Raw genomic sequence first — 25,393 nt, forward strand, 5'->3', positions numbered from 1 at the left:
GGGCTCTTTCGTTTTGCGGGCAGGGCCGGGAATCAGCGCGGCCTAGGATCTGTTGAGCCCGAAGCAAACAGCAGACGAGGAAGGCGTGGGAGCGTTGAGCGACGTTCGTAACGTGATCATCATTGGGTCGGGCCCTGCGGGCTACACCGCGGCCGTCTACTCCGCGCGCGCCGAACTCAAGCCGCTGGTCTTCGAGGGCTCCGTGACGGCGGGCGGTGCGCTCATGAACACCACCGACGTGGAGAACTTCCCCGGGTTCCCCGACGGCATCATGGGCCCCGATCTGATGGACAACCTGCGCAAGCAGGCCGAGCGCTTCGGCGCCGAGCTGGTGGCCGACGACGTGGTCGAGGTCGACCTGGAGGCCAACCCCAAGGTCGTCAAGACCCACACCGACACCTACTACGCCAAGTCGGTGATCCTGACCATGGGCTCGGGCTACCGCGAGCTCGGCCTGGAGAACGAGAAGCGCCTGTCCGGCCACGGCGTGTCCTGGTGCGCCACCTGCGACGGCTTCTTCTTCCGCAACAAGGACATCGTGGTCGTGGGCGGTGGCGACACCGCCATGGAGGAGGCGACGTTCCTGACCCGGTTCGGGCGCATGGTGACGGTCGTCCACCGGCGTGGTGAGCTGCGCGCCAGCAAGATCATGCAGGAGCGCGCGTTCGCCAACGAGAAGATCCGTTTCGTCTGGGACTCCGAGGTCGTCGACGTGCTCGGCGACACCAAGGTCGAGGCGGTCAAGCTGCGTAACGTCAAGACCGGCGAGGAGTGCGAGCTGGCGACCGACGCGCTGTTCCTGGCCATCGGTCACGACCCGCGCACCGACCTGGTCAAGGGCCAGATCGAGCTCGACGAGAACGGGTACATCAAGGTCGCCTCGCCGTCGACCGCCACCAACATCGACGGCGTGTTCGCGGCCGGCGACGTCGTCGACCACACCTACCGCCAGGCCATCACCGCGGCCGGCACCGGCTGTGCCGCCTCGCTCGACTCCGAGCGCTGGCTCGCCAACAACGAGAAGTAAGGAGCGCACCGTGAAGGCAGTTACCGACGCCACGTTCGAGACCGAGGTCCTCAAGAGCGACAAGCCCGTGCTGGTCGACTTCTGGGCCGAGTGGTGCGGCCCGTGCCGTCAGGTCGCGCCCATCCTCCAGGAGATCGCGAACGAGCACGGCGACAAGCTCGAGATCGTCAAGCTGAACATCGACGAGAACCCCGAGGTTCCCCGCCAGTACGGCGTGCTCCAGATCCCCACGATGAACGTCTACAAGGGTGGCGAGGTCGTGAAGCAGATCATCGGCGCCAAGCCGAAGGCCATGCTGCTGCGCGAGCTCGACGGCATCATCTAGTCGCCCTCATGTGAAGGCCCCCTGCGGCGATGCCCGCGGGGGGCTTTCGTTTGCCCTTCTTCGGCCCCCAAGAGCCGTCAGACGGGACGAAGGGCGCGCTCCGGGCTCATGGACCCCAGAAGCCGTTCGAGGGCCACCTCGACGTCCTCACGCCACGAGATGGCGCTCTTCAGCTCCAAACGCAGGCGCGGAAACCGCAAATGCGGTCGAACCGTCTTAAAACCCACAGAAAGCAAGTATTCAGCAGGAACTACACAACTAGGCTCTTCCCACTTCAGGTCGCCGAACGCCTCAATGGCCTTCACCCCGCGCCGGGTCAGATCCTTCGCCACGCCCTGAATCAGCATCCGGCCCAGCCCGCCGCCCGAGAACTCGGGGATGATGTGGGCCGTCATCAGCAGCACCGCGTCGGCGCTCACCGGCGAGGTGGGGAAGGCCAGCGAACGCGGGCTGTAGAGCGGCGGGCTGTAGAGGACGAACCCGGCCGGAACCCCGTCGACGTAGGCGATTTTCCCGCAGCTGCCCCACTCCAGCAGGGTGCCCGAGATCCAGGCCTCCTTCTCCAGCCCGGAGTCGCCGGAGTGCACGGCGCGCTCGCCACTGACGGGATCGAGCTCCCAGAACACGCACCGCCGGCAGCGGCGTGGCAGATCTTCGAGATTGTCCAGGGTTATGTTGACCAGCCGGCGCGACAACTACGGCCCCTATCGTCGACCCAGAAAAGCGCGCGAAAACCGCGTCCGTTGGTGGCATGGTAGCTCAGTGAAGATGGAGCCAGCGGATACCACGACGGTCGAGCCCGGTCACGAAGGACATGTCCGACTGGCGTAATCTGGTATTTCGGTCCGATATGACACCTAGGAGGTGGGCCGTGACGGAAGAGCAGGATCACGGTCAGACACCCGCGACCCAAGGGTCGCGCATCGACGCCTACGTCGATCGGTACGCCGCGCGAGCTACCGGGATGGTCGCCTCCGAGATCCGAGCTCTCTTCGCCGTCGCGTCGAGACCCGAGGTGGTCTCGCTCGCCGGCGGCATGCCGTACGTCACGGCGCTCCCCCTCGACATGGTCGGCGAGCTGGTCTCCGACCTGGTCACCACGCGCGGCACGGTCGCGCTGCAGTACGGTTCCGGCCAGGGTGATCCGCACCTGCGCGAGCAGATCTGCGAGGTCATGCGGCTGGAGGGGATCGAGGCCGGGGCGAACGACGTCGTCGTCACCGTCGGTTCACAGCAGGCGCTCGACCTGATCACCCGGATCTTCATCGACCCGGGCGACGTCGTGCTCGCCGAAGGCCCGTCGTACGTAGGGGCCCTGGGGACGTTCTCCGCCTACCAGGCCAAAGTGGTTCACATCGCCATGGACGATCAGGGCATCGTGCCCGAATCGCTGGCGCAGACCATCTACGCGCTGGAGACCGCCGGAGCGCCCGTCAAGTTCCTCTACACGATCCCGACCTTCCAGAACCCGGCCGGCGTCACGCTCAACCTGGCCAGGCGGCAGCAGGTGCTCGACATCTGCCAGCGTGCCGGCATCCTCATCATCGAGGACAACCCGTACGGGCTGCTCGGCTTCGACGGCGAGCCCATGCGCGCCCTGCGCGCCGACAACCCCGACGGCGTGGTCTACCTGGGGTCGTTCTCCAAGACGCTCGCCCCCGGCTTCCGCGTCGGCTGGGCGCTCGCGCCGCACGCCATCCGCGACAAGCTGATCCTGGCCATGGAGTCGGCCGTGCTGTCGCACTCGGTGTTCACGCAGCTCGCCGTGGGCCAATTCCTGGCCACGCAGCCGTGGCGGGAGCAGATCAAGTCCTTCAAGGAGCTCTACCGCGAGCGGCGCGACTCCATGCTGGACTCCCTGGAGGCCCTGATGCCGCCCGAGGTCACCTGGACCCGTCCGGCCGGCGGCTTCTTCGTCTGGGCGACCCTGCCCGAAGGGCTCGACTCCAAGGCGATCCTGCCGCGGGCCGTGGCCGAGCGGGTGGCGTTCGTGCCCGGCACCGGGTTCTTCTCCGACGGCAGCGGCGCCCGGCACATGCGACTGTCCTACTGCTTCCCCGAGCCCGACCGCATCCGCGAGGGCGTCCGGCGCCTGTCCGGGGTGATCGAGCAGGAGATGCAGCTCCGGGACATGTTCGGCACCGGCTCCGGTCCCGAGCGGGCCGGCGTCGACACTCCGGGGCCCGAACTGGCCTAGCTTCCTCGGTACGGCCGGCGCTCCCCGGGGACGGGGACGCCGGCCGTACTCGTGTGCGGGCCTCACCTACACCATTCGCCGCCAGCCGCCGGTACGGTTGGACGCGTACGATCAGCGGAGGAGATGTGATGAGCGATCTGGGCCACGTGCTCGTGCTGGCCGGGGGCCTCTCCTATGAGCGGGAGGTGTCCCTGCGCTCCGGCCGCCGGGTGAGCGAGGTGCTGCGCGCCACGGGCATCGACGTGGAGGCCCGCGACACCGACGCCTCCCTCGTGCCCGCCATCCTCGCCGACCCGCCCGAGGCGGTGTTCGTCACCCTCCACGGCGGCGCGGGCGAGGACGGCGCGATCCGTTCCGTGCTCGAACTCCTCGACGTGCCCTACGTCGGCGCCGGCCCCGACGCCTGCCGCGTGGCCTTCGACAAGCCCACCGCCAAGGCCGTCGTACGCTCGGTCGGCCTGCGCACCCCCGAGTCCGTCACCCTCCCCAGGGAGACCTTCCACGACCTCGGCGCCACGGTCGTGCTCGGCCGCATCATCGACCGTCTCGGCCTCCCCCTGTTCGTCAAGCCCGCCCGCGGCGGCTCGGCGCTCGGCGCGTCCATCGTCCGCACGGCCGAAGAGCTGCCCGCCGCCATGGTCGGCTGCTTCGCCTACGGCGACACCGCCCTCATCGAGCGGTACGTCGAGGGCGTCGAGGTGTCGGTCTCGGTCGTCGACCTCGGTGAGGGGCCCGTGGCGCTGCCGGCCGTGGAGATCGTCCCCGACGCCGGCGTCTACGACTACGCCGCCCGCTACACCGCCGGGCACACCGAGTTCTTCGCCCCCGCCCGCCTCTCCGCGGCCGCCGCCGACGCCTGCGCCCGGATGGCCGTGACGGCGCACACGGCGTTGGGGCTGCGGGACATCTCCCGTACCGACCTGATCGTGGACGCGGCCGACGACCCGCACTTCCTGGAGGTCAACGTGGCGCCGGGGATGACGGAGACATCGCTGCTGCCGATGGCCGCGGAGGCAGCGGGACGCGACCTCGGCGACCTCTGCCGCACCCTCCTCCAAAACGCCGCCCACCGCCCCCGCCCCTAACCCCCCTCTCCTCGCCCCTCTTCCCCGCGGCGGCTCCTCTCCACCGCCGCGCGCCAGCTCTTCACGTCCCCGCGCGGCGACTCTTCTCTTCCGCCGCGCGGGCGCTGCTCTCTTGTTCACCGCGCGCCGCCGCCTGTTGTCCACCCCGCGAGGGCTCCCCCTTGTCCGCCGGGCGACGATCACTCTCGTCCCTCACGCTGCTGCTGCTCTCTTGTCCCTTGTGCGGCGACTCCCCTTGTCCATCACACGACAGCCTCCTCATCCACCACGCAGCCACCGCTCACGCCCCATCGCGTGGCTGCTGCGCCCATGTCCCCCGCGCGACGACTCCCGATATCCGCCGCACGACAGCCCCCTCATCCGCCAGGCGACCACCGCTCCTGTCCCTCACACGACCGCTGCCCCCTTGTCCCTCATGCGGCGACTCCTCTTGTTCGCCAGGCGACCACCGCTCTCTTCCGCGGCGCGGCCGCCTTCGTGCACCGCGTGGTGCTGTCCCTGTCCCCCGCGGCGACTCCCCTCGTCCACCACACGACAGCCCTCTTGTCCGCCAGGCGGCGACTGTTTGCGTCCCGCCACGTGGCTGCTGCCCCTCGTCTACCGCGTGGCTGCTCCCTTCTCCGCGCGGCCAGCCCCCTCTTCTGCAGCGATAGCTCCTCCATTCCTCCGTGCGGCAACTCCTGCACTTCCCCCGCGTGGGCCCGCCCCCCTCCCGTCTCGCCCTCCGAATCCGGCCCTGTTTCCTCGCCTCCCCTCTCCGCTCCTTCCTCCGTCTCCCGCTTGAGACGAGCTCCTGTCTCCTCACGCACCCACTTTCGAAGCCGGCCTCCCCTCCCTTGCAGGGTGCCTCTCGCAGCGCGTCACCCACCTCTCCGCCAGAGCCCTGCAACCAACGCCTCTCCTGGTCCCACCTCCTCAGCGCGTTCCTCCTACGTCCCTCGCTCCCCGCGTCCCGGCGCGCTCCCCTGGCCGCTGCTCTCCACCGCTCCCCCAGCCGAGTGCCTCGCCCACCGGATGTCCTTCAGCGTGCCTCTCCTCGACCGCCTGTCACTGACCGCCTTCAGCGCACTTCTCTCTCGGGACGTCTCCCACGGCGCGTCACCGCTTCTCCCGCAGCAGGAATTTCCTCCACGCCGTTCATCAGCGCCTCTCCTTGGCCGTCCATGACTGACCGCTTTCGGCGCCCCTCCCTTAAGACCTCCACCCGCAGCACGCCACCGCTTCTCCTCCAGCGCGCCTCGCTCATGGTTACTGGTCATCAGCGCTCCCGCCCGCCATCCGTCACTGAGCAGTTCTCCCCGACACCTCGACACCTCGCCGCCGCGTCCGCTTCAGCGAGGCTCTCCTCGGCCGTCCCTCGGCGAGGCCTCTTCAGCGCGTGTCCTCTCCAACGCCTTCGGACTCATGGCCCGGCGTTTCCCATCGCGCCCGCCATCCCGTGCGCCGAACTGACGGCGCCTTCTTGAAGGCTTGCTTCCCTTGCGCTCTGCGGCGCCGGAACCGCATGCCTCGGTGTCACCGACCTTCCCCCTCCCCACCGGTCGCCGCCTGATGGGCGGCCCCTCCTCCTTTCGATGCCTCGGCTGGTTGCAGTCGCTTCACCCATGAACAGCGGCCGTGGACCCGCCAGACCCCGCCGACCGCTCCGCCGCCATCCATCGCTATGCCGCAAAGGCGGCCCGGTCGCAACCGCACCGTCCCACAGCCCTGACAACGGCCACCGTTTGAAGCATCAGCGCAACGCCGGCGAGAAGCACCACCGCCAACGCCCACGAGGGAACTGCGAGAACCACCATCGGCGCCCCCGCCCCTCCCAACCTCCCGCCCAAGCACCTTGCATAGCCTTACGGTGTGCCGATCAATCCCGCCCACCCAAAGAGCTTCGCCAGCGACAACCACGCAGGCGTGCACCCCGACATCCTCAACGCCATGACCGTCGCCAACCAGGGAGACGCTCCCGCCTACGGCGACGACACCTGGACCTCAACCTTCGAGCGCAAAATCAAGGAAACGTTCGGCCCCACAGCGGAAGGCTTCGCCGTACTCAACGGAGCCGGTGCCAACATGGTCGGCCTGGCCCTCATGCTCGGCCGCTACGACGCCATCCTCTGCGCCGACACCGCCCACATCGCCACCCACGAAACGGGCGCCACGGAACGCCTCCTGGGCGTGAAGCTCCGAACCATCCCCACCCCGCAGGGCAAGCTCCACCCGGACGACATCAAGGCCCACCTCCACCTCATCGGCCAGCACCACGAGCCCCAACCGACGGTCGTCTCCATCTCCCAGGTGACCGAGTTGGGCACCTGCTACTCCCCCACCGAGATCGCCGCCCTGGCCGAAACGGCCCACGCCTCCGGCCTACGCCTCCACGTGGACGGTGCCCGCCTCGCCAACGCCGCCGCCCACCTGAACTGCTCCCTGAAAGCCATCACCACGGACGCAGGCGTGGACGTCTTCAGCTTCGGCGGCACCAAAAACGGCGCCATGGCTGCCGAAGCGGTGGTCGTCCTGGACCCGTCCTTGACGGACGCAGTCCCCTACCTCCGCCGCCAGTCACTCCAGCTGGCCTCCAAGATGCGCTTCATCTCAGCCCAGCTCTCCGCTCTCCTGACCGACGACCTGTGGCGCCGCAACGCCTCCCACGCCAACCAGATGGCACGCCGCCTGGCGGACGGCCTCGCGGACGTACCCGGCGTCACCCTCACCCACCCCGTGGAGTCCAACGCCGTCTTCGCCACCCTCCCCCACGCCACCTCAGAATCCCTCCTACAGGACTACCTCTTCCACTACTGGGACGAGACCGCAGGCACGGTCCGCTGGATGACCGCCTTCGACACCACCGAAGAGCACGTGGACGACTTCCTGGCCGCCCTCCACAAAGCAGCCACCCCCTGACCTCCGGCCCCGTTTCACGTGAAACACCGCCTCCGACCACGCTCCTCCGACTGGGAGTCCCGCAGGCGTTTCACGTGAAACACGGCCACTCGCCGCTCCAGGAGCGCCGTTCGATGTAGAACCCGCCAAAGGTCCCGCCAGGCGCGGACGCGAGGCGTGGGGCCCGAGACGCGGGGCGTGAGGAGCGGGGCGTAGGGCGCGGAGGCGCGGGGCGTGGGGCGCGGGCGTGAGGGGTAGGGCGCGGGGTACGGGGCGTGGGGTGCGGGGCGTGGCCAGCCGAACCGCCTGATGCCAGCTCGAGAAGGGGCCGTGGCTAAACGAGAACCTCCCCGCGCGACCATCAGCACGCTACTTCGAGAACGAAGCCGCCGAGCAATCACCACGCGGCACTGAGCGAGCTGGGGGCCTAGGAAACCGGTCGAGCCGGTCGAGGCGGAAGCCGGGTGAGCTGGAGAGCCGGTCGAGGCGGAGAGCCGACCGAACTGGAGACCTGGGCGAGCTGTAGCGAGCTGGAGAGAGCCCCAAGGCCGCAGCCCGGCCAGCCATCGCGCTCGCCACACATGCCGCACCCCCGACGCGACACAGTGCACAGGCCCACCGCGACACTGCGGACACGCCCACAAGACGAAGCGAGACCGGACGCAGACGAACAGAAGAGCAGGCGAACAGAAGAGCAGGCGAACAGAAGAGAGAAGGGAAGAGAAGAGGAGGAGGAAAGAGTCGAGGAAGCGGTTTCACGTGAAAGAGCGAGTGGTTTCACGTGAAACAGGCGAGGTCAGTCCTCGCGCTCCCGCATCGCCCGTGCCGCCTCAGGCGCCATCGTCCCGATGATGCGCTCAAGGTCGTCGATCGTCGCGAACTCCACCACGATCCGCCCCTTACGCCGCCCCAAGTCGACCTTGACCTTCGTCTCGAAGTGGTCGGAGAGCCGGTCCGCCAGATGGGTCAGACCAGGAGCCGTAGGCTTGGGCACCTGCCGCTCCCGCGGCGCCTTCTGCGCAGCCTTCGCGCTGCCCATGGCGACGATCTCCTCCACCGCCCTCACGGACAGCAGCTCCGCCACGATGCGCTTGGCCAACTCGACCTGCTCCTCCGCACTGCTCAGGCCAAGCAGGGCGCGAGCGTGCCCGGCGCTGATGGTGCCGGCGGCCACGCGGAGCTGAACCTCCGGCGGGAGGTTCAGCAGCCGGAGCGTGTTGGTGATGTGAGATCGAGAGCGCCCCACCTTGCTGGCCAGCTGCTCGTGGGTCGCCTGGAAGTCGTCCAGCAACTGCTGGTAGGCGGCCGCCTCTTCCAGGGCGTTCAGCTGCTCGCGCTGGAGGTTCTCGATGAGCGCGTCCCGGAGGAGGTCGGTGTCCTGGGTGTTCCGGACGATCGCCGGGACCGGGTCGAGACCGACCTGCTGGCACGCCCGCCAGCGCCGCTCCCCCATGATCAGCTCATACTGGCCGCCCCCCACGGAGCGCACCACGATCGGCTGCAGAAGGCCGACCTCGCGGATGGAGTCGGCGAGCTCCTGGAGGCGCTCGTCGTCGAACACCTCACGCGGCTGACGCGGGTTGGGCACGATCGCGGTCAGCGCGACCTCTCTGAAGTACGCTCCAGCGATCGGCTTCGGACCTGCCTCGACCGTGGAACCGTTCGAGGGAGCGGGCGCCGCACCCGGGCCGTCAACGATGGGTCCGGTCGGAATGAGTGCCCCGAGTCCCTTGCCCAATCCCCGCCGCTGCTGACTCACTGCGTCTCCTCATCCAGCCGGTCGATTCCGGTCACTCCAGGAGAGGTTACCGTTGCGGGCCCAGCGGGGTGCCCCCACGCCACACACAGTCCTGTGGGATTTACGCCGACACGGTTACAAATCTGCCCAACTCACGACTCGCGCCGAACGAGACCACCTACCGCCGACGTTCACCGGGTCCAAGCAGGAGCAGGCACACCGGAGCGCGGGCTACGCCCTCAAGCCGTACCTCTGAGACCCGCGAGCGACCAGAGGTCAGGCCACGGTGGCGCGGTGGGCGATCTCGCGGGCCGCGTCCATGTACGCCATCGCCCCGCTCGACCCCGGATCGTACGTCATGACCGACTGCCCATAGCTGGGTGCCTCCGACAGCCGGACGCTGCGCGGGATGACCGTCTTCAGCACCGTCTCCCCGAAGTGCGACCGCACCTCGTCGGCGACCTGCGAAGCCAGCCGGGTACGCCCGTCGTACATCGTCAGGACGATCGTGGAGAGCCGCAGAGCCGGGTTGAGGTGAGCCTTGATGAGGTCGACGTTCCTGAGGAGCTGCCCCAGGCCCTCCAGCGCGTAGTACTCGCACTGGATCGGGATCATGACCTCTTCGGCGGCGACCAGGGCGTTGACCGTCAGCAGGCCGAGGGACGGCGGGCAGTCGATGACGATGTAGTCGAACTCCTCCTCGTACGCCGCCAGCGCCCGCCGGAGCCGGGCCTCCCGCGCCACCAGGGAGACGAGCTCGATCTCCGCGCCGGCCAGGTCGATCGTGGCGGGCGCGCAGTAGAGGTTCGGCATCTCGGGGACCTGCTTGACGATCTCCACCATGGGCAGATCGTCGACGAGCACCTGGTAGACATCCGGTACGTCACCGCGATGCTCAGTGGCCAGAGCCGTCGAGGCGTTGCCCTGCGGGTCGAGGTCCACCACGAGGACGCGCTGGCCGTGCATCGACAGGGCCGCGGCAATGTTCACCGAAGTGGTGGTCTTGCCGACGCCGCCCTTCTGGTTGGCGACCGCGATCACTCTGCATTTCGCCGGCCGCGGCCAGGAGTTGTCGCCGTCGCCGCTGGTGCCGCCCCTCTGGGTGGCGGCCGGCTGCTCGACGGCTGGCTGGGTGGCGGCCGGTTGGGTGGCGGCAGGTGTTTCACGTGAAACCACTGAACTGAGCGCCTCTCGTACCAACGGCGAATCACCGGGGTTCAGGGGGGTCTGGGTCACGTTGGCCATCCTTTCAACCAGTGGTGTGCCGGTGCCGGGAATTTGCTGTTGCGACACGCCCATTTCGGGCCATCCAACCCCGGTTGGGCTCTCGGACCGACGGCTGTCCGGCCAGCCAAGACCGCAAGACGCGACTGGCACAACCGTCACCTCCTTCGTCGCCGCCTGGCTCGCTCCGGCGCGCGACCCGCTACCACCCGAACCAATGTTGCAGGCGGCTCGACCTTACCGTGCCCGACGGTCACAAGCTCGGCCGTTCGGGCCCCGCAGGCCCGCAATTGGGACTCCGCCTCGGCGAGCTCGCCGGCGGCTCGCTCCCCCTTCATGGCTATCAGTTCGCCGCCCTCGCGCAGAAGAGGCATGGCCCATTTCAGCAGCCGGTCGAGCGGCGCGACCGCCCGAGCACTGGCGACGTCGAACTCCCGCTCCCCCGCCAGATCCTCGGCCCGCCCGCGCAGCACCTCGACGTTGTCCAGCTTGAGCGCCTCGACGCACTCCTCCAGGAACACCGTACGGCGAAGCAACGGCTCCAGCAGCGTGACCTCGATGTCCTGGCGGACGATGGCCAGCACCAGCCCCGGCAGGCCCGCCCCGGAGCCGATGTCCACCAGCCGCACCTCCGGCGGCACGGCCTCGGCGACCACGGCGCAGTTGAGCAGGTGGCGATCCCAGATACGCGGCACCTCACGCGGCCCCAGCAGTCCCCGGACGACGCCCGGGCCCGCCAGCAGCGCGGCGAACGCGTTCGCGCGATCCCATGCCTCCCCGGCGAAGACGTCCCGCGCTATGTCCGGCGGCGCCGGAAGCTCTTCGCTCACTGGATGCTGGCCCTTTCTCGGTCTCAGGTGGTGTTCGTACTCAGGTTGCCTGCTCGGCGATGATGCCGGTGGGCTTTCGACGGTGGATGTCTCGACGTTCTAGGGGCGGTGTCCACCCAAGGCTAGATGTGAGATCACACTGGAAGACTAGCGGGCTGGCATGTGGGTGACGGTCGAGCACGCCGCCGCGTACCCCTCCCGATCCACCCTTGACACCAACCCCCCCATAAACGACATAAAGCGTATATCGCCCGATAGCACCACTCGGAGTCGCTTTCCGGATGAATGCCAAGGCCAGCGCACAAAACCGCACGCTCCCCCACTAACAGCGCCGAACCTAAACGCCAGCGCACGAAGACGCCGGAAAACGCTCCAACAACAAGGAACAGGGATCGATGCGCGCAAGCATGGAGGCCAGCCCGCAAACCCGCTAGTGGCCCACTAAGGCCCCGCATCCCATACGTACAGCTATAGATACGGAAACGGCCGCCCATCAGCGCACCCAAGCGCCGACAGACGGCCGAACCGACTCACCATGCACGTATCAGGCGGGAAGGACCACCACGTACCGCTGCGGCTCCTCACCCTCGGACTCGCTGCGCAGCCCGGCGGCCGCCACCGCGTCGTGGACGATCTTCCGCTCGAACGGCGTCATAGGGTGCAGCGCCTTCGGCTCACCCTTCTCCTTGACCTGGATCGCGACCTCGGTGCCGAGCTTGCTCAGCTCGGCCCGGCGCCGCTCGCGGTAGCCGGCGACGTCGAGCATGAGCCGCGAACGCTCCCCGGTCTGCCGGTGGACGGCCAGCCGGGTCAGCTCCTGCAGCGCCTCCAGGACCTCTCCCGCGGGCCCCACCAGCTCGTTGCCCTTGAGCCCCACGACGGAGACCATGGCGCGGTCGCCCTCGACATCCATGTCGATGTCGCCGTCGATGTCGGCGATGTCGAGAAGGCCCTCGACGTAGTCGGCAGCGATCTCGCCTTCCTGCTCAAGCGCGTTGAGATCAGGAGCCTTCTCCTGCTCGGCCTCGGTCATCGCCGGCCTCTCCTTCGTGTTCAAGACTTCTTGCTGCCGGTGCGCTTGCTGCGGGACTGGCGGCTGGGCTGCTGCCTAATGATCTTAGGCTCCGGGGCGGCGGGAGGGGCCTCCTCTTCCGGAGTGGTCTTGCGCATCTTGGCCACAAGGCCGGGCTTGGGCGTCACGGGGATGGCGTTGCCCTTGGCGTCGAACTGCGGCATCGGGTGCCGGCTGTAGAACCAGTGCTGCTGGCCCAGAGTCCACAGGTTGGTGGTGACCCAGTAGAGGATCAGGCCCAGCGGGAAGTTGAGGCTGAAGAAGGCGAACAGCGGCGAGATGTACATCAGGATCTTCTGCTGCTGCGCCATGGGGTTGTCCGGCATCTGCGCCATCGAGCGGGTCACGCTCTGCCGGACGGTGAGGAACGTGGTCAGCGAGCTGATCGCCACGAAGAAGCCGATGACGACCTTCTGGGCGATGTCAGGGGCCTCGAAGAACGTGGCGGGCAGGGGAGCGTTGATGATCAGCGCGTGCTTGGCGCTGTCGACCAGTTCCTGCGACATGCCGAACTTGGCCTGGTCGGCGGCGATGGCCCGCAGCACGGTGAACATCGAGATGAAGATCGGGAACTGCGCCACGACGGGGAGGCAGCCACCGAGGGGGTTGGCGCCCGCACCCTGGTACAGCGCCATGACCTCCTGGTTCATGCGCTGCTTGTCGTTCTTGTAGCGCTTGCGGAGCTCCTGGACCTTCGGTGCCAGCTCCTGCATCTTCCGCGACGACCGCATCTGCTTGAGGAACAGCGGGAAGATGAGGATCCGCATGCAGACGGTCAGCGTGACGATGGTCAGCGCCCAGGTCAACCCGCTGTTGGGGTCGAGGAAAGTGCTGTAGACCTGGTGGATCCAGGTGATGACTTGGGCGACGGCCGTGTACAGCCAATTGAGCCAGGACAGCTCCACCGAGCTAGCTCCCTTGCGTTTCGTGGGACCGGACCGGGCGTGGGGGCACCGGGTCTATACCTCCGGGATGGAATGGGTGGCACCGCCCGATGCGCCGGACAGTCAGCCATGTGCCGCGCAATGCCCCATGTACGGCAATCGCCTCGAGCCCATACGCGCTGCACGACGGGTAGAACCGGCAGCGTGGACCGAGCATCGGGCTGATGAAGGCCCGGTAGAACCGAATGGGGATGATCAGCGCCCGGGCGGCGAGGCCCGGCATCCCTTGCGGCTGCTCCGTCATCTGTGTCCACCCGTCGAGGACTCGCGCCGCCTGAGCAAACGATCCAGCGCGGCGTCGAGATCGGCGGCCAGTTGCTCGACGCACGCGGACGCGGCCGGTGGATTGGCGCGTACCACCAGCAGGCTACCTCGCGGCAGCCGGTCGAGACGGTCGCGCATCAGGTGTCGGAGCCGTCGTTTGACCTTGTTCCGGGTCACCGCGCCACCAACGGCCTTGCTCACCACGAAACCAACCAGAGGTGTCTCTTCCCCAGAAAAGTTGAGATGCACCACCAGAGTGGGGCGTCCGGCGCGTTTGCCACGCCGGACGGCCGCTTCGAACTCGTCCCCGCGCCGCATGCGGGATTGACGGGACAGCACCGTATACGCCTAACGCCCGTCGGCGAGGTACACCGACGGGCCGGACTTCGGGCGCGGGTCGATCAGGCCGACAGCTTCTCGCGGCCCTTGCGGCGGCGGGCGGCGAGGATGGCGCGACCGGCCCGGGTGCGCATCCGCAGCCGGAAGCCGTGGGTCTTCGCGCGGCGACGGTTGTTCGGCTGGAAAGTACGCTTGCTCACGGGTGGGCTCCAGGCTTGAAGGTGCGCCCAGGGGCGCTTATACACACATGGCTGGCCTGCCGTGGGAGCGAGGGCACGCGAAATAGCCGTCGCGTGGCAAGCCGACCGTCGTACGTTACGGGCCAACGGCGTCTCAGGTCAAACTGAACGGGTTATCCACTGATCCACAGGCGACTTTTCCACCGCCGGGCCCACGTCCACAGTTTGTGCATCCAGGTGCCACTACGCTGTGGACAACGTCTTGAACACAGCTGTGCACATGGATACTGTCGGCCCTTCTGGACCACCGGAAACACCGTGCACAGCCTGTGGATCTCCTGTGGAGGACCTGGGTACGAAGCCCTGCCGCCACGCTGTGGACGAAGGGGTCGCCGACCGCTCGGGGCGGCCACGGTCATGTGGATAAACGATCGCGGGGGGCCGCGAGAGGAAGGAGGGGAGCCGCACCATGAGTGGTGTCGACCTCGGCACGGTATGGGCGAGGGCCCTGGGCAACTTCCTCAACGAGAACGTGCCCATCCAGCAGCGCACCTGGCTGTCGATGGTCCGTCCGATCGCTCTCGCGGACGACACGATCGTGCTCGGCGTCCCCAACGACTTCCTCAAGGACCTCATCGAGGGCAAGTTGCGCCCGCTGGTGGCCCACGCGCTGTCCCAGGAACTCGGGATGACGATGCGGCTGGCCGTGATGATCGACACCACGGCTCCCGAGCAGCCTTTGCCGGACGCCCATCAACAGCCTGTGAATGTGCCTTATCCCCAGAGTGTGGATAGCCAGCCGCGTTACACACAGCCGGTGCAACCCCAGCACTACCAGGCATCCGAGCCCCCGCAGTTCTATTCTCCACAGCCTGAGCAGCCTCCGGCGTCCACCGAATATCCACAGCCTTCGTTCTCTTTTGAACAGGTGCAGCCGTACACACCGCCTGTGGAGAAAGCGCCGGAGCCGGCGCCGAATCGGTGGGAAGCGAAGAGCAACAAGCCGAGCGAGCCGGCCCGGCTCAACCAGAAGTACACATTTGAGACATTCGTCATCGGTGCCAGCAACCGGTTCGCGCACGCCGCGGCCGTGGCGGTGGCCGAATCCCCCGCGAAGGCGTACAACCCGCTCTTCATTTACGGCGACTCCGGCCTGGGGAAGACGCACCTGCTGCACGCGATCGGGCATTACGCGCAGAGCCTGTACGACGGCGCCCGGGTGAGGTACGTGAGCTCGGAGGAGTTCACCAACGACTTCATCAACAGCATCCGCGACCACAAGGCCGACGGCTTCCGCGGCCGCTACCGGGCGATCGACATCCTGCTTGTGGACGACATCCAGTTCCTGGAGGGCAAGGAGCAGACGCAGGAGGAGTTCTTCCACACCTTCAACACCCTGCACAACGCCAACAAGCAGATCGTCATCTCCAGCGACCGCGCGCCCAAGCAGCTCATCACGCTGGAGGACCGGCTGCGCAACCGGTTCGAGTGGGGCCTGATCACCGACGTCCAGCCGCCCGAGCTGGAGACCCGCATCGCGATCCTGCGGAAGAAGGCCATCCAGGAGGGCCTGGCCGCGCCGCCCGAGGTGCTGGAGTACATCGCGAGCCGGATCTCCACCAACATCCGCGAGCTGGAGGGCGCCCTGATCAGGGTGACCGCGTTCGCCAGCCTCAACAGGCAGGGTGTGGACCTTCAGCTCGCCGAGGTCGTGCTGAAGGACCTGATCACCTCGGAGTCCGACACCGAGATCACGATCGCGGCCATCATGACCGAGACCGCCAACTACTTCGGCATCAGCATCGAAGACCTGTGCGGCACCTCGCGCAGCCGCGCGCTCGTCAACGCCCGGCAGATCGCCATGTACCTGGCGCGCGAGCTGACCGAGCTGTCGCTGCCGAAGATCGGCCAGCAGTTCGGCGGCCGCGACCACACCACCGTGATGCACGCCGAGCGCAAGATCCGGTCGCTCATCGCCGAGCGCAGGTCGATGTACAACCAGGTCAACGAGCTGACAATGCGTATCAAACAGAGCAAGCGTGGATCTTGATGGTCGTACACAGCCTGTGGAAAACACTGTGGACCAGCGGAAACGCGAAAACGGCGCGTCGGTACGACCACCAATGCCGGGAAAAATCCACCCACAAGGGCTGGGGACGAATCTGGGGACATCCTGAGGAGAACCTGGGGATGACTCGTGGATAACGTGTGGACGGCCTGTGAACAGTCGATCTGGGACTCCAGAAGGCCCCCTCTTACCCCGTGGACAACCTGTGGAAACCTCGTGGATAACCGGTGGATGAACACACCATGATCTGGGGACGGCCTGTGGGCGACGAAACTTCATCCCCAGGCGGCGAAGTTTCCCCCAGGCGTCACCCACACCCTCGGTGGATGAAAACAGGGGCACTGAGCTGCGAGAACTTCAGTTGTCCACAGTTCCCACAGCCCCTAGTGTGATGACCTCTTATCTCTCTTACTAAGAAAATCAAAGACCCATAGAGGGGTTCTCCCCGAACCGCGGTGCGGGAGAGTGAACACTTGAATCAACGACGAACCCAGGAGGCTGATCACCGTGATGTTCCGAATCGAGCGAGACGTCCTCGCTGAGGCGGTGGCATGGACGGCACGCAGTCTCCCGGCGCGCCCGTCGGTGCCCGTGCTCGCCGGCATGCGGCTGGAGGTGACGGAGGGCCAGCAGCTCAAGCTGTCGGGGTTCGACTACGAGGTCTCCGCCGAGGTCACGCTCGAACTCCACACCGGTGAGGCGGGGGTCGTCCTGGTCTCGGGCAAGCTGCTCGCCGAGATCACGCGCGCGCTTCCCGCACAGCCTGTGGACCTCGTGGTGGAGGGCGCCAAGGCCGTCGTCACGTGCGGCAGCGCGCGGTTCACCCTGCTGACCATGCCTGTGGAGGACTACCCGTCGCTCCCGGCCATGCCGCCGGCCGCCGGGCGGGTGGGCAGCGACGTGTTCGCCTCCGCCGTCAGCCAGGTCGCCGTCGCGGCGGGTCGTGACGACACGCTGCCGATGCTCACGGGCGTGCGCATGGAGATCGAGGGCGACACCGTCACCCTCGCCGCCACCGACCGCTATCGGCTCGCCGTGCGCGAGCTGAAGTGGCAGCCGGGCCAGCCGGACTTCGCCGCGATCGCGATGATCCCCGGCAAGACGCTCGCCGACACTGCCAAGGCCCTCGGCACCACCGGCGCCGAGGTGGAGATCGCGCTCAGCTCGGCCGGCGGCACCGGCGAGGGCATGATCGGCTTCTCCAGCGCGGGCCGGCGCACGACGACGCGGCTGCTCGACCCCGAGTTCCCCAAGTACCGCTCGCTGCTGCCCACGGAGTTCTCCGCGCGCGCCGACCTGTCCACAGGCCCGTTCGTCGAGGCGGTCAAGCGCGTGGCCCTGGTCGCCGAGCGCAACACCCCCGTGCGCCTGGCGTTCAAGAGCGGCGAGGTCGTGCTCGAGGCCGGCAGCGGCGACGAGGCGCAGGCCGTCGAGGCACTGCCTGTGGATTACGAGGGCGAGGAGATGAACATCGCCTTCAACCACCAGTTCCTGCTTGAGGGGTTGGGGGCCATAGACTCCGACATCGCGCGCCTGCAGATGACGACCTCGACCAAGCCCGCCATCCTCACCGGAGGCAAGCCTGTGGACGAAGGCGCAGGTACGGACTACCGTTACCTGATCATGCCCATCCGCCTGTCGGGCTGATCCCGTCATCGGGGATGATGGAAGCCTGACAAGGGGGTAGAGGAGCGTCATGCAGATCGGCATGGTGGGACTGGGCAAGATGGGCGGCAACATGGCCGAGCGGCTTCGCCGCGGCGGCCATGAGGTGGTCGGTTACGACCGCGACCCCGGCATCAGCGACGTGGCCAGCCTGAAGGAGCTGGTCGAACGGCTGTCCGCGCCGCGCGCGGTCTGGGTCATGGTTCCCGCGGGCAAGCCCACCCAGCAGACGGTCGACGAGCTCGGCGAGCTGCTCGACGAGGGCGACATCGTCGTCGACGGCGGTAATTCACACTATGTGGACGACCAGAAGCACGCCGCCGAGCTGCGCGAGAAGGGCATCGGCTTCGTCGACTGCGGCGTGAGCGGCGGCGTGTGGGGGCTCCAGAACGGCTACGCCCTCATGTGCGGCGGCGAGCAGGCCGACGTCGACCGGCTCATGCCGATCTTCGAGACGCTCAAGCCCGAGGGCGAGGACGGCTTCGTCCACGCCGGTGACGTCGGTGCGGGCCACTTCGCGAAGATGGTCCACAACGGCATCGAGTACGGCATGATGCAGGCGTTCGCGGAGGGCTGGGAGCTTCTGGAGGCGTCCGACGTCGTCAAGGACGTCAGGGGCTCCTTCAGCAGCTGGCGCACCGGCACCGTCATCCGCTCCTGGCTGCTCGACCTGATGGTGCGGGCGCTCGACGACGACGAGCACCTCGACCAGCTCCGCGGTTACGCCCAGGACTCCGGCGAGGGCCGCTGGACGGTCCAGGCGGCCGTCGACCACGCCGTGCCGCTGCCGGTGATCACCGCCGCCCTCTACGCGCGGTTCGCCTCGCGCCAGGACGACTCCCCCGCGATGAAGGTCGTCGCCGCGCTGCGCAACCAGTTCGGCGGCCACGCGATCACCTCGACCGAGGGCAGCACCGGCAAGGGCGCAGACTCGCCCGGCGCCGACGTGACCCCGCCGCGCGAAGCCGAGTAGGTCCGGCCGGGCGTCCACAGGCCGTCCGGGGAAGCCCGAGGTTTTCCACAGGACGGCAAGCCGGTGACACGGGCGGCCCCCGCGGCGGACTAACCTTCGTGGGGTGCATGTCGCCCACCTCTCGCTGACCGACTTCAGGTCCTACGCGTCCGTGGAGCTCGGTCTGGAACCGGGCGTCACGGCTCTCGTCGGGCCCAACGGCCAGGGCAAGACCAACCTGGTCGAGGCCCTCGGCTATGTCGCGACGCACTCCAGTCACCGCGTGGCCAACGACGCGCCGCTGGTGCGCCAGGGGGCCGCGCGGGCCATCGTGCGCTGCGCCGTCCACAGGGACGACCGGCGGGCGCTGGTGGAGCTGGAGATCAACCCGGGGAAGGCCAACCGGGCGCGGCTCAACCGCTCCCCCGTGTCCAGGCCGCGCGACGTCATCGGGCTGCTGCGCACGGTGCTGTTCGCGCCGGAGGACCTGGCGCTGTCCAAGGGCGACCCGTCGGAGCGCCGCCGTTTCCTCGACGACCTGCTCGTGGCCAGGGCCCCGCGGTTCGCCGGGGTCCGGGCCGACTACGACCGGGTGCTCAAGCAGCGCGGCGCGCTGCTGCGCACGGCCGCGCAGGCCCGCAGGGGCAGCAGGAGCGCCCGGCGGGCCGAGAGTGACACCGCGTTCACCGCCGCGGGCGCCGGCGACGTCCTGAGCACGCTGGAGGTGTGGGACGCCCACCTCGCCAGGCACGGCGCGGAGCTGTTGCGGGCGCGGCTGGAACTCATCGAGGCGCTGCGCCCGCTGGTGGCCGGGGCCTACGCCGCGCTGGCCCCCACGAGCGCCCCCGCGACGCTGGCCTACCGCAGCACGTTGTCCACAGGTGGGGACGGCGCGGAGGACGAAGTCGCCGGTGAGCGGGGATCTCCCGATGCGCAGACGTTATCCACAGACTTGGGGAAAACCCTTGAACAGCAGCTCCGCGACCGGCTGTCGGAGGTCCGCCAGGCCGAGCTGGAACGGGGCGTCACCCTCGTCGGCCCACACCGCGACGACCTGATCCTGGGCCTCGGCGACCTGCCCGCCCGCGGTTACGCCAGCCACGGCGAGTCGTGGTCGTTCGCGCTGGCGCTGCGGCTGGCCGCCTACGACCTGCTGCGGGCCGACGGCGGCGACCCGGTGCTGATCCTCGACGACGTGTTCGCCGAGCTCGACAGCCAGCGCCGGCGCAGGCTGGCCGAGATCGTCGCGCCGGCCGAACAGGTGCTGATCACCGCCGCCGTGCCCGACGACGTGCCGAAGGAGCTGGCGGGGGCCCGTTTCGACGTCGCTGAGGGGAGCGTGACCCGTGTCCGATGAGCAGCACAACGCGGCGGCCAGGGGGGCCGCCATGGCGAGGGAGAAGCTCGCGCAGGCGAAGGCCGACGCGGCCAAGCGCGGCCAGCTCCCGCGCCGCGAGCCCAGGCGCAAGGCCGGCCCGCGCAGGGAGGCCGGCGATCCCCAGCTGTTCGGCCGGGCCATCGCCGACCTGCTGGCCGACCGCGGCTGGGAGCGCTCGGCGGCCGTCGGGGCGGTGTTCGGCCGGTGGAAGGAGATCGTCGGCCCCGACCTGGCCGCCCACACCCGGCCGGAGTCCTTCGACGAGGGCGAGGTGCTCATCGCGGCCGATTCCACGGCCTGGGCGACGCAGGTCAGGCTGCTTGCGCGCACCCTCATCCGCAGGCTCAACGAGGAGCTGGGTGACGGTTCCGTGACAAAGGTCAAGGTCAGGGGGCCGCAGAACGCACCCCGGCCCGCGGGGGGTTTGCGGGTGACCGGAAGCAGGGGCCCCGGCGACACCTATGGTTAGGCGCCGAGGGCGATCAGACAGCCGCAGACGCGATAGGCCCCCTTTCCGAAGGGGGGATGCTTGAGTGGGGGGCAAATCGAGCTAGGGAGCATCACAGGCGCGTGTATTGCCACCACGGGCTCCGGGAAGCGGTAGAATGAAAAAGGATTCCGGACACGTCCGCTTGCGTGTCACCCCGGCAGCAAGCCGACTCCCCCGGGTGACCGCGCATCGGGGCACTCACGACGGTGACGGGCACGGTAGGGGCAGCATGAAGTTGATGGCCTCCCCCGCCGCGTGTCCGCGGCAGGAGGATTTCGCAGTTGTCCTACGACGCTAGCTCAATCACCGTACTCGAAGGACTTGAGGCGGTTCGCAAACGCCCGGGTATGTATATCGGCTCCACCGGTGAGCGCGGCCTGCACCACCTCGTCTACGAGATCGTGGACAACGCGGTGGACGAGGCGCTGGCCGGTTTCGCCACCAGGATCGACATCACGCTGCTGGCCGACGGCGGCGTGCGCGTCGTCGACAACGGCCGCGGCATCCCCACGGGCATCCACCCTGTGGAGAAGCGCTCGGCCGTCGAGGTCGTGCTGACCACGCTCCACGCGGGCGGCAAGTTCGACAGCCAGTCCTACGCGGTCTCCGGCGGCCTGCACGGCGTCGGCTCGGCCGTCGTCAACGCGCTGTCCACCGCCATGGACGTCGAGGTCAAGCAGAACGGCCACTACTGGCGGCTGAACCTCGTCAACTCCAAGGCGCTGGCCCCGCTGGCCAAGGGCGAGGAGACCGACGAGACCGGCACCACGATCACGTTCTGGCCCGATCCCGAGATCTTCGAGACCACCACCTGGAACTACGAGACGCTCTCGCGCCGCTTCCAGGAGATGGCCTTCCTCAACAAGGGCCTGACGATCACGCTCGCCGACGAGCGTCCCGACCACGTCAACGGCGAGCCCCGCACGGTCGAATACCACTACGAGGGCGGCCTGGCCGACTTCGTCAAGCACCTCAACGCCAAGAAGGAGCCGGCGCACGCGTCGATCGTCGCCTTCGAGGAGGAGGGCGACGGCATCGCGGTGGAGATCGCGATGCAGTGGAACAACTCCTACGCGGAGTCGGTGTACACCTTCGCCAACACGATCAACACCGCCGAGGGCGGCACCCACGAGGAGGGCTTCCGCGCGGCGCTGACGTCCATCGTCAACCGCTACGCGCGCGAGCAGAAGTTCCTCAAGGAGGGCAAGGACGACAACCTCTCCGGCGAGGACGTCCGCGAGGGCCTGACCGCGATCATCTCGGTCAAGCTGTCCGACCCGCAGTTCGAGGGCCAGACCAAGACCAAGCTGGGCAACACCGAGGCCAAGTCGTTCGTGCAGAAGGCCTGCAACGACCACCTGCGCGACTGGTTCGAGCGCAACCCCGGCGAGGCCAAGGACATCATCAACAAGTCGCTCCAGGCCAGCCGCGCCCGCCTGGCGGCCCGCCAGGCCCGCGACCTGACCCGGCGCAAGTCGCTCCTGGAGTCCGGCAGCGGCCTTCCCGGCAAGCTGGCCGACTGCCAGTGGAACGACCCGGAGAAGTGCGAGCTGTTCATCGTCGAGGGCGACTCGGCCGGCGGCTCGGCCAAGGGCGGCCGCGACTCGCGCTTCCAGGCGATCCTGCCCATCCGCGGCAAGATCCTCAACGTGGAGAAGGCGCGGATCGACAAGGTCCTGAAGAACAACGAGGTCCAGGCGCTCATCACCGCCCTCGGCACCGGCGTGCACGACGAGTTCGACATCGCCAAGCTGCGTTACCACAAGGTGATCCTGATGGCCGACGCCGACGTCGACGGCCAGCACATCAACACCCTGCTGCTGACGCTGCTGTTCAGGTTCATGCGGCCGCTGATCGAGGCCGGACACGTCTACCTGTCGTGCCCGCCGCTCTACAAGATCAAGTGGGACCGGAAGGGCGAGGACGCCTCCTACGCCTACTCCGACTCCGAGCGCGACGCCGTCATCAACGACGGCATCGCGCAGGGCAAGGCCGACCCGCGGCCGCGCGACAACGTCCAGCGCTTCAAGGGCCTCGGCGAGATGAACGCCGGCCAGCTCTGGGAGACCACCATGAACCCGGCGACGCGACTGCTGCGCCTGGTCACGCTCGACGACGCGGCCCAGGCCGACGACCTGTTCAGCGTGCTCATGGGCGAGGACGTCGAAGCGCGGCGCGACTTCATCATCCGCAACGCGCGCGACGTTCGCTTCCTCGACGTTTAAGAAGGACCTGAACCTGTGACGGACGTGAACACCACTCCCCCGGCTGAGCGCATCGAGCCGGTGGACATCCAGTCGGAGATGCAGCGCAGCTACATGGACTACGCGATGTCCGTCATCGTGTCCAGGGCGCTGCCTGATGTGCGCGACGGTCTCAAGCCGGTGCACCGGCGGGTGCTCTACGCGATGTACGACGGTGGCTACCGTCCCGACCGCGGCTACTTCAAGTGCGCCCGCGTCGTCGGCGACGTGATGGGCACCTACCACCCCCACGGCGACACCTCGATCTACGACGCCCTGGTCCGCCTGGCCCAGCCGTGGTCGCTGCGCTATCCCCTGGTCGACGGGCAGGGCAACTTCGGCTCGCCGGGCAACGACCCGGCGGCCGCGATGCGGTACACCGAGTGCAAGCTCGCGCCCATCGCCATGGAGATGCTGCGCGACATCGACAAGGACACCGTCGACTTCCGCCCCAACTACGACGGCAAGTCGCAGGAGCCCGACGTCCTGCCGGCGCGGTTCCCGCAGCTGCTGGTCAACGGCTCGGGCGGCATCGCGGTCGGCATGGCCACCAACATCCCGCCGCACAACCTGCGCGAGGTCTCGGCCGCGGTCCGGTGGTACCTGGAGAACCCGGAGACCGACGACGAGGAGCTGCTGGAAGCCTCGATCAGGCTGGTCAAGGGGCCCGACTTCCCGACCAAGGCGCTGATCGTCGGACGCCGGGGCATCGAGGACGCGTACCGCACCGGGCGCGGCTCGATCACCATGCGCGCGGTGGTCGAGGTCGAGGAGGACAAGGGGCGGCAGGCGCTCGTCGTCACCGAGCTGCCGTACCAGGTCAACCCGGACAACCTGGCGCTGAAGATCGCCGAGCTGGTGCGCGAGGGCAAGCTCTCGGGCATCGCCGACGTACGCGACGAGAGCTCCTCGCGGGTCGGGCAGCGCCTGGTGATCGTGCTCAAGCGCGACGCGGTCGCCAAGGTCGTGCTCAACAACCTGTACAAGCACACCCAGCTCCAGGACACCTTCGGCGCCAACATGCTGGCGCTGGTCGACGGCGTGCCGCGCACGCTGCGGCTCGACCAGTTCATCCGCCACTACGTGGCCCACCAGGTCGAGGTCATCGTCCGCCGGACGCGTTACCTGCTGCGCAAGGCCGAGGAGCGCGCCCACATCCTGCGCGGGCTGCTGAGGGCCCTTGAGCGGCTCGACGACGTCATCGCCCTCATCCGGGCCTCGGAGTCGGCCTCGCACGCCCAGCAGGGCCTCATGGGGCTCCTGGAGATCGACGAGATCCAGGCTCAGGCCATCCTGGACATGCAGCTGCGCAAGCTGGCCGCCCTGGAGCGGCAGGCCATCCAGGACGAGTACGACGGCCTGATGGCCCAGATCGCCGAGTACAACTCGATCCTGGCCAGCGAGGCCCGCCAGCGCGAGATCATCGGCGACGAGCTGGCCGAGGTCGTCAACCGCTACGGCGACGAGCGCAAGACCGAGATCATCGCCTACGACGGCGACATGTCGATCGAGGACCTCATCGCCGAGGAGGAGATCGTCGTCACGATCACCCGCGGCGGTTATGCCAAGCGCACCCGTACCGACCTCTACCGGGCGCAGAAGCGGGGCGGCAAGGGCGTTCGCGGCGCCCAGCTGCGCCAGGACGACATCGTCGACCACTTCTTCGTCACCACGACGCACCACTGGCTGCTGTTCTTCACGAACAAGGGCCGGGTGTACCGGGTCAAGGCGTACGAGCTGCCTGATGCCGGGCGTGACGCCCGTGGCATGCATCTCGCGAACCTTTTGGCCATGCAGCCCGACGAAACAGTCATGGAAGTTCTCGACCTCCGCGACTACGACGTCGCCCCCTACCTGGTGCTCGCCACGCGCAGCGGCCTGGTCAAGAAGACACGCCTGTCCGAGTACGACTCCCCCAGGTCGGGCGGTCTGATCGCGATCAACCTGCGTGAGGACGACGAGGTCATCGGCGCCCGTCTGGTCTCCGAGACCGACGATCTGCTGCTCGTCTCCAAGGGCGCGCAGTCGATCAGGTTCACCGCCTCCGACGAGGCATTGCGGCCCATGGGCCGCGCGACCAGCGGTGTCATCGGCATGAGGTTCCTCGAAGGAGACGAACTTCTCGCCATGAATCGGATCGCCGACGGTCAAGATGTGCTTATCGCCACGAAGGCTGGGTACGCAAAACGGACGCCAGTGGAGCAGTATCCAGTTCAAGGACGTGGCGGTAGGGGCGTGCTGACTGCGAAAATCGTGAGTTCCCGTGGCAAGCTGGTCGGAGCCGTCATGGTCAACCCAGAGGACGAGGTCTTCGCGATCACGTCCGCCGGCGGGGTGATCCGGACGAGTGCCGGCGAGATCAAGCAGTCCGGCCGCCAGACCATGGGAGTGCGATTGATGAACCTCGCCGAAGGCGACAGCGTGGTTGCCCTCGCCCGGAACGCGGAGTCGATGGAGACTCCGGTGGAGAATGAGGAAGACGGGGGAGGAGAGTAA

Annotated in this window: 21 protein-coding genes; 12 read left to right on the top strand and 9 right to left on the bottom strand. The window is 68.0% G+C overall.

Annotation, left to right across the window (positions count from 1 at the left end; genetic code table 11):
- Positions 1-94 precede the first annotated feature (94 nt).
- Both trxB and trxA read left to right on the top strand, forming a co-directional pair.
- The gene (trxB, locus tag ABZ459_RS24100; protein ID WP_357974029.1) at positions 95-1,027 is read left to right on the top strand and encodes a thioredoxin-disulfide reductase; all 933 of its coding nucleotides are present in this window, start codon (positions 95-97) and stop codon (positions 1,025-1,027) included.
- A gap of 10 nt (positions 1,028-1,037) precedes the next feature.
- A complete protein-coding gene (gene trxA / locus ABZ459_RS24105) occupies positions 1,038-1,352 on the top strand; it encodes a thioredoxin (protein ID WP_352322961.1) in 315 nt (104 codons plus the stop codon).
- A gap of 77 nt (positions 1,353-1,429) precedes the next feature.
- On the opposite strand, the gene ABZ459_RS24110 is transcribed toward trxA, so the two are convergent.
- Complete coding sequence (locus tag ABZ459_RS24110; protein ID WP_357693328.1) at positions 1,430-2,047, bottom strand: GNAT family N-acetyltransferase; 618 nt, start codon at positions 2,045-2,047, stop codon at positions 1,430-1,432.
- Between the two features lie 269 nt (positions 2,048-2,316).
- On the opposite strand from ABZ459_RS24110, the gene ABZ459_RS24115 reads away from it, so the two are divergent.
- From ABZ459_RS24115 to ABZ459_RS24125, 3 genes are all read left to right on the top strand, one after another.
- A complete protein-coding gene (locus ABZ459_RS24115) occupies positions 2,317-3,549 on the top strand; it encodes a PLP-dependent aminotransferase family protein (RefSeq protein ID WP_352362288.1) in 1,233 nt (410 codons plus the stop codon).
- A 128-nt stretch (positions 3,550-3,677) separates the two neighbouring features.
- Complete coding sequence (locus ABZ459_RS24120) at positions 3,678-4,634, top strand: D-alanine--D-alanine ligase (protein WP_357974032.1); 957 nt, start codon at positions 3,678-3,680, stop codon at positions 4,632-4,634.
- A 1,851-nt stretch (positions 4,635-6,485) separates the two neighbouring features.
- Complete coding sequence (locus ABZ459_RS24125) at positions 6,486-7,532, top strand: low specificity L-threonine aldolase (protein ID WP_357974035.1); 1,047 nt, start codon at positions 6,486-6,488, stop codon at positions 7,530-7,532.
- A gap of 775 nt (positions 7,533-8,307) precedes the next feature.
- Here ABZ459_RS24125 and ABZ459_RS24130 read toward each other — a convergent pair.
- The 8 genes from ABZ459_RS24130 to rpmH form a co-directional block, all read right to left on the bottom strand.
- Entirely contained in the window at positions 8,308-9,270 is a 963-nt protein-coding gene (locus ABZ459_RS24130; RefSeq protein ID WP_357974038.1) for a ParB/RepB/Spo0J family partition protein, read from the bottom strand.
- A 255-nt stretch (positions 9,271-9,525) separates the two neighbouring features.
- The gene (locus ABZ459_RS24135) at positions 9,526-10,425 is read right to left on the bottom strand and encodes a ParA family protein (protein ID WP_357974041.1); all 900 of its coding nucleotides are present in this window, start codon (positions 10,423-10,425) and stop codon (positions 9,526-9,528) included.
- A gap of 206 nt (positions 10,426-10,631) precedes the next feature.
- Positions 10,632-11,303: a 16S rRNA (guanine(527)-N(7))-methyltransferase RsmG gene (gene rsmG / locus ABZ459_RS24140; protein WP_352322967.1), complete on the bottom strand. Its 672-nt coding sequence runs from the start codon at positions 11,301-11,303 to the stop codon at positions 10,632-10,634.
- A 544-nt stretch (positions 11,304-11,847) separates the two neighbouring features.
- A complete protein-coding gene (locus ABZ459_RS24145) occupies positions 11,848-12,336 on the bottom strand; it encodes a R3H domain-containing nucleic acid-binding protein (RefSeq protein ID WP_357974044.1) in 489 nt (162 codons plus the stop codon).
- A gap of 20 nt (positions 12,337-12,356) precedes the next feature.
- On the bottom strand, positions 12,357-13,280 hold the full coding sequence (yidC, locus tag ABZ459_RS24150) for a membrane protein insertase YidC (RefSeq protein ID WP_357974047.1): 924 nt from the start codon (positions 13,278-13,280) through the stop codon (positions 12,357-12,359).
- A gap of 4 nt (positions 13,281-13,284) precedes the next feature.
- Positions 13,285-13,542: a membrane protein insertion efficiency factor YidD gene (yidD, locus tag ABZ459_RS24155; protein ID WP_352322972.1), complete on the bottom strand. Its 258-nt coding sequence runs from the start codon at positions 13,540-13,542 to the stop codon at positions 13,285-13,287.
- A gap of 17 nt (positions 13,543-13,559) precedes the next feature.
- Positions 13,560-13,922 carry a ribonuclease P protein component gene (gene rnpA / locus ABZ459_RS24160; RefSeq protein ID WP_357974050.1) on the bottom strand — a complete coding sequence of 121 codons (363 nt, stop codon included), beginning with the start codon at positions 13,920-13,922 and terminating at the stop codon, positions 13,560-13,562.
- A gap of 62 nt (positions 13,923-13,984) precedes the next feature.
- The gene (rpmH, locus tag ABZ459_RS24165) at positions 13,985-14,122 is read right to left on the bottom strand and encodes a 50S ribosomal protein L34 (RefSeq protein WP_043614899.1); all 138 of its coding nucleotides are present in this window, start codon (positions 14,120-14,122) and stop codon (positions 13,985-13,987) included.
- Positions 14,123-14,570: 448 nt separating this feature from the next.
- Between rpmH and dnaA the strand changes: the two genes are divergently transcribed.
- The 7 genes from dnaA to gyrA all read left to right on the top strand — a co-directional run bounded on the left by dnaA (position 14,571) and on the right by gyrA (position 25,393).
- Positions 14,571-16,151 carry a chromosomal replication initiator protein DnaA gene (gene dnaA / locus ABZ459_RS24170; RefSeq protein WP_357974053.1) on the top strand — a complete coding sequence of 527 codons (1,581 nt, stop codon included), beginning with the start codon at positions 14,571-14,573 and terminating at the stop codon, positions 16,149-16,151.
- A gap of 525 nt (positions 16,152-16,676) precedes the next feature.
- Positions 16,677-17,816 (top strand): DNA polymerase III subunit beta, encoded by a 1,140-nt coding sequence (dnaN, locus tag ABZ459_RS24175; protein ID WP_357974056.1) that lies wholly within the window; start codon positions 16,677-16,679, stop codon positions 17,814-17,816.
- Positions 17,817-17,865: 49 nt separating this feature from the next.
- On the top strand, positions 17,866-18,807 hold the full coding sequence (gnd, locus tag ABZ459_RS24180; protein WP_357974059.1) for a phosphogluconate dehydrogenase (NAD(+)-dependent, decarboxylating): 942 nt from the start codon (positions 17,866-17,868) through the stop codon (positions 18,805-18,807).
- Between the two features lie 103 nt (positions 18,808-18,910).
- Positions 18,911-20,143, top strand: a complete 1,233-nt coding sequence (gene recF, locus ABZ459_RS24185; protein ID WP_357974062.1) for a DNA replication/repair protein RecF — start codon at positions 18,911-18,913, stop codon at positions 20,141-20,143.
- The gene (locus ABZ459_RS24190) at positions 20,133-20,633 is read left to right on the top strand and encodes a DciA family protein (protein WP_357974065.1); all 501 of its coding nucleotides are present in this window, start codon (positions 20,133-20,135) and stop codon (positions 20,631-20,633) included. Before recF ends, ABZ459_RS24190 begins: the two co-directional genes overlap by 11 nt.
- 302 nt (positions 20,634-20,935) lie before the next feature.
- Positions 20,936-22,879, top strand: coding sequence for a DNA topoisomerase (ATP-hydrolyzing) subunit B (gene gyrB / locus ABZ459_RS24195; RefSeq protein WP_357974068.1), 1,944 nt, complete (start codon positions 20,936-20,938; stop codon positions 22,877-22,879).
- A gap of 15 nt (positions 22,880-22,894) precedes the next feature.
- Positions 22,895-25,393: a DNA gyrase subunit A gene (gene gyrA / locus ABZ459_RS24200; protein ID WP_357974071.1), complete on the top strand. Its 2,499-nt coding sequence runs from the start codon at positions 22,895-22,897 to the stop codon at positions 25,391-25,393.

Source organism: Nonomuraea sp. NPDC005692 (genome assembly GCF_040631115.1).
In the GTDB taxonomy this organism is placed as follows: Bacteria; Actinomycetota; Actinomycetes; order Streptosporangiales; family Streptosporangiaceae; genus Nonomuraea.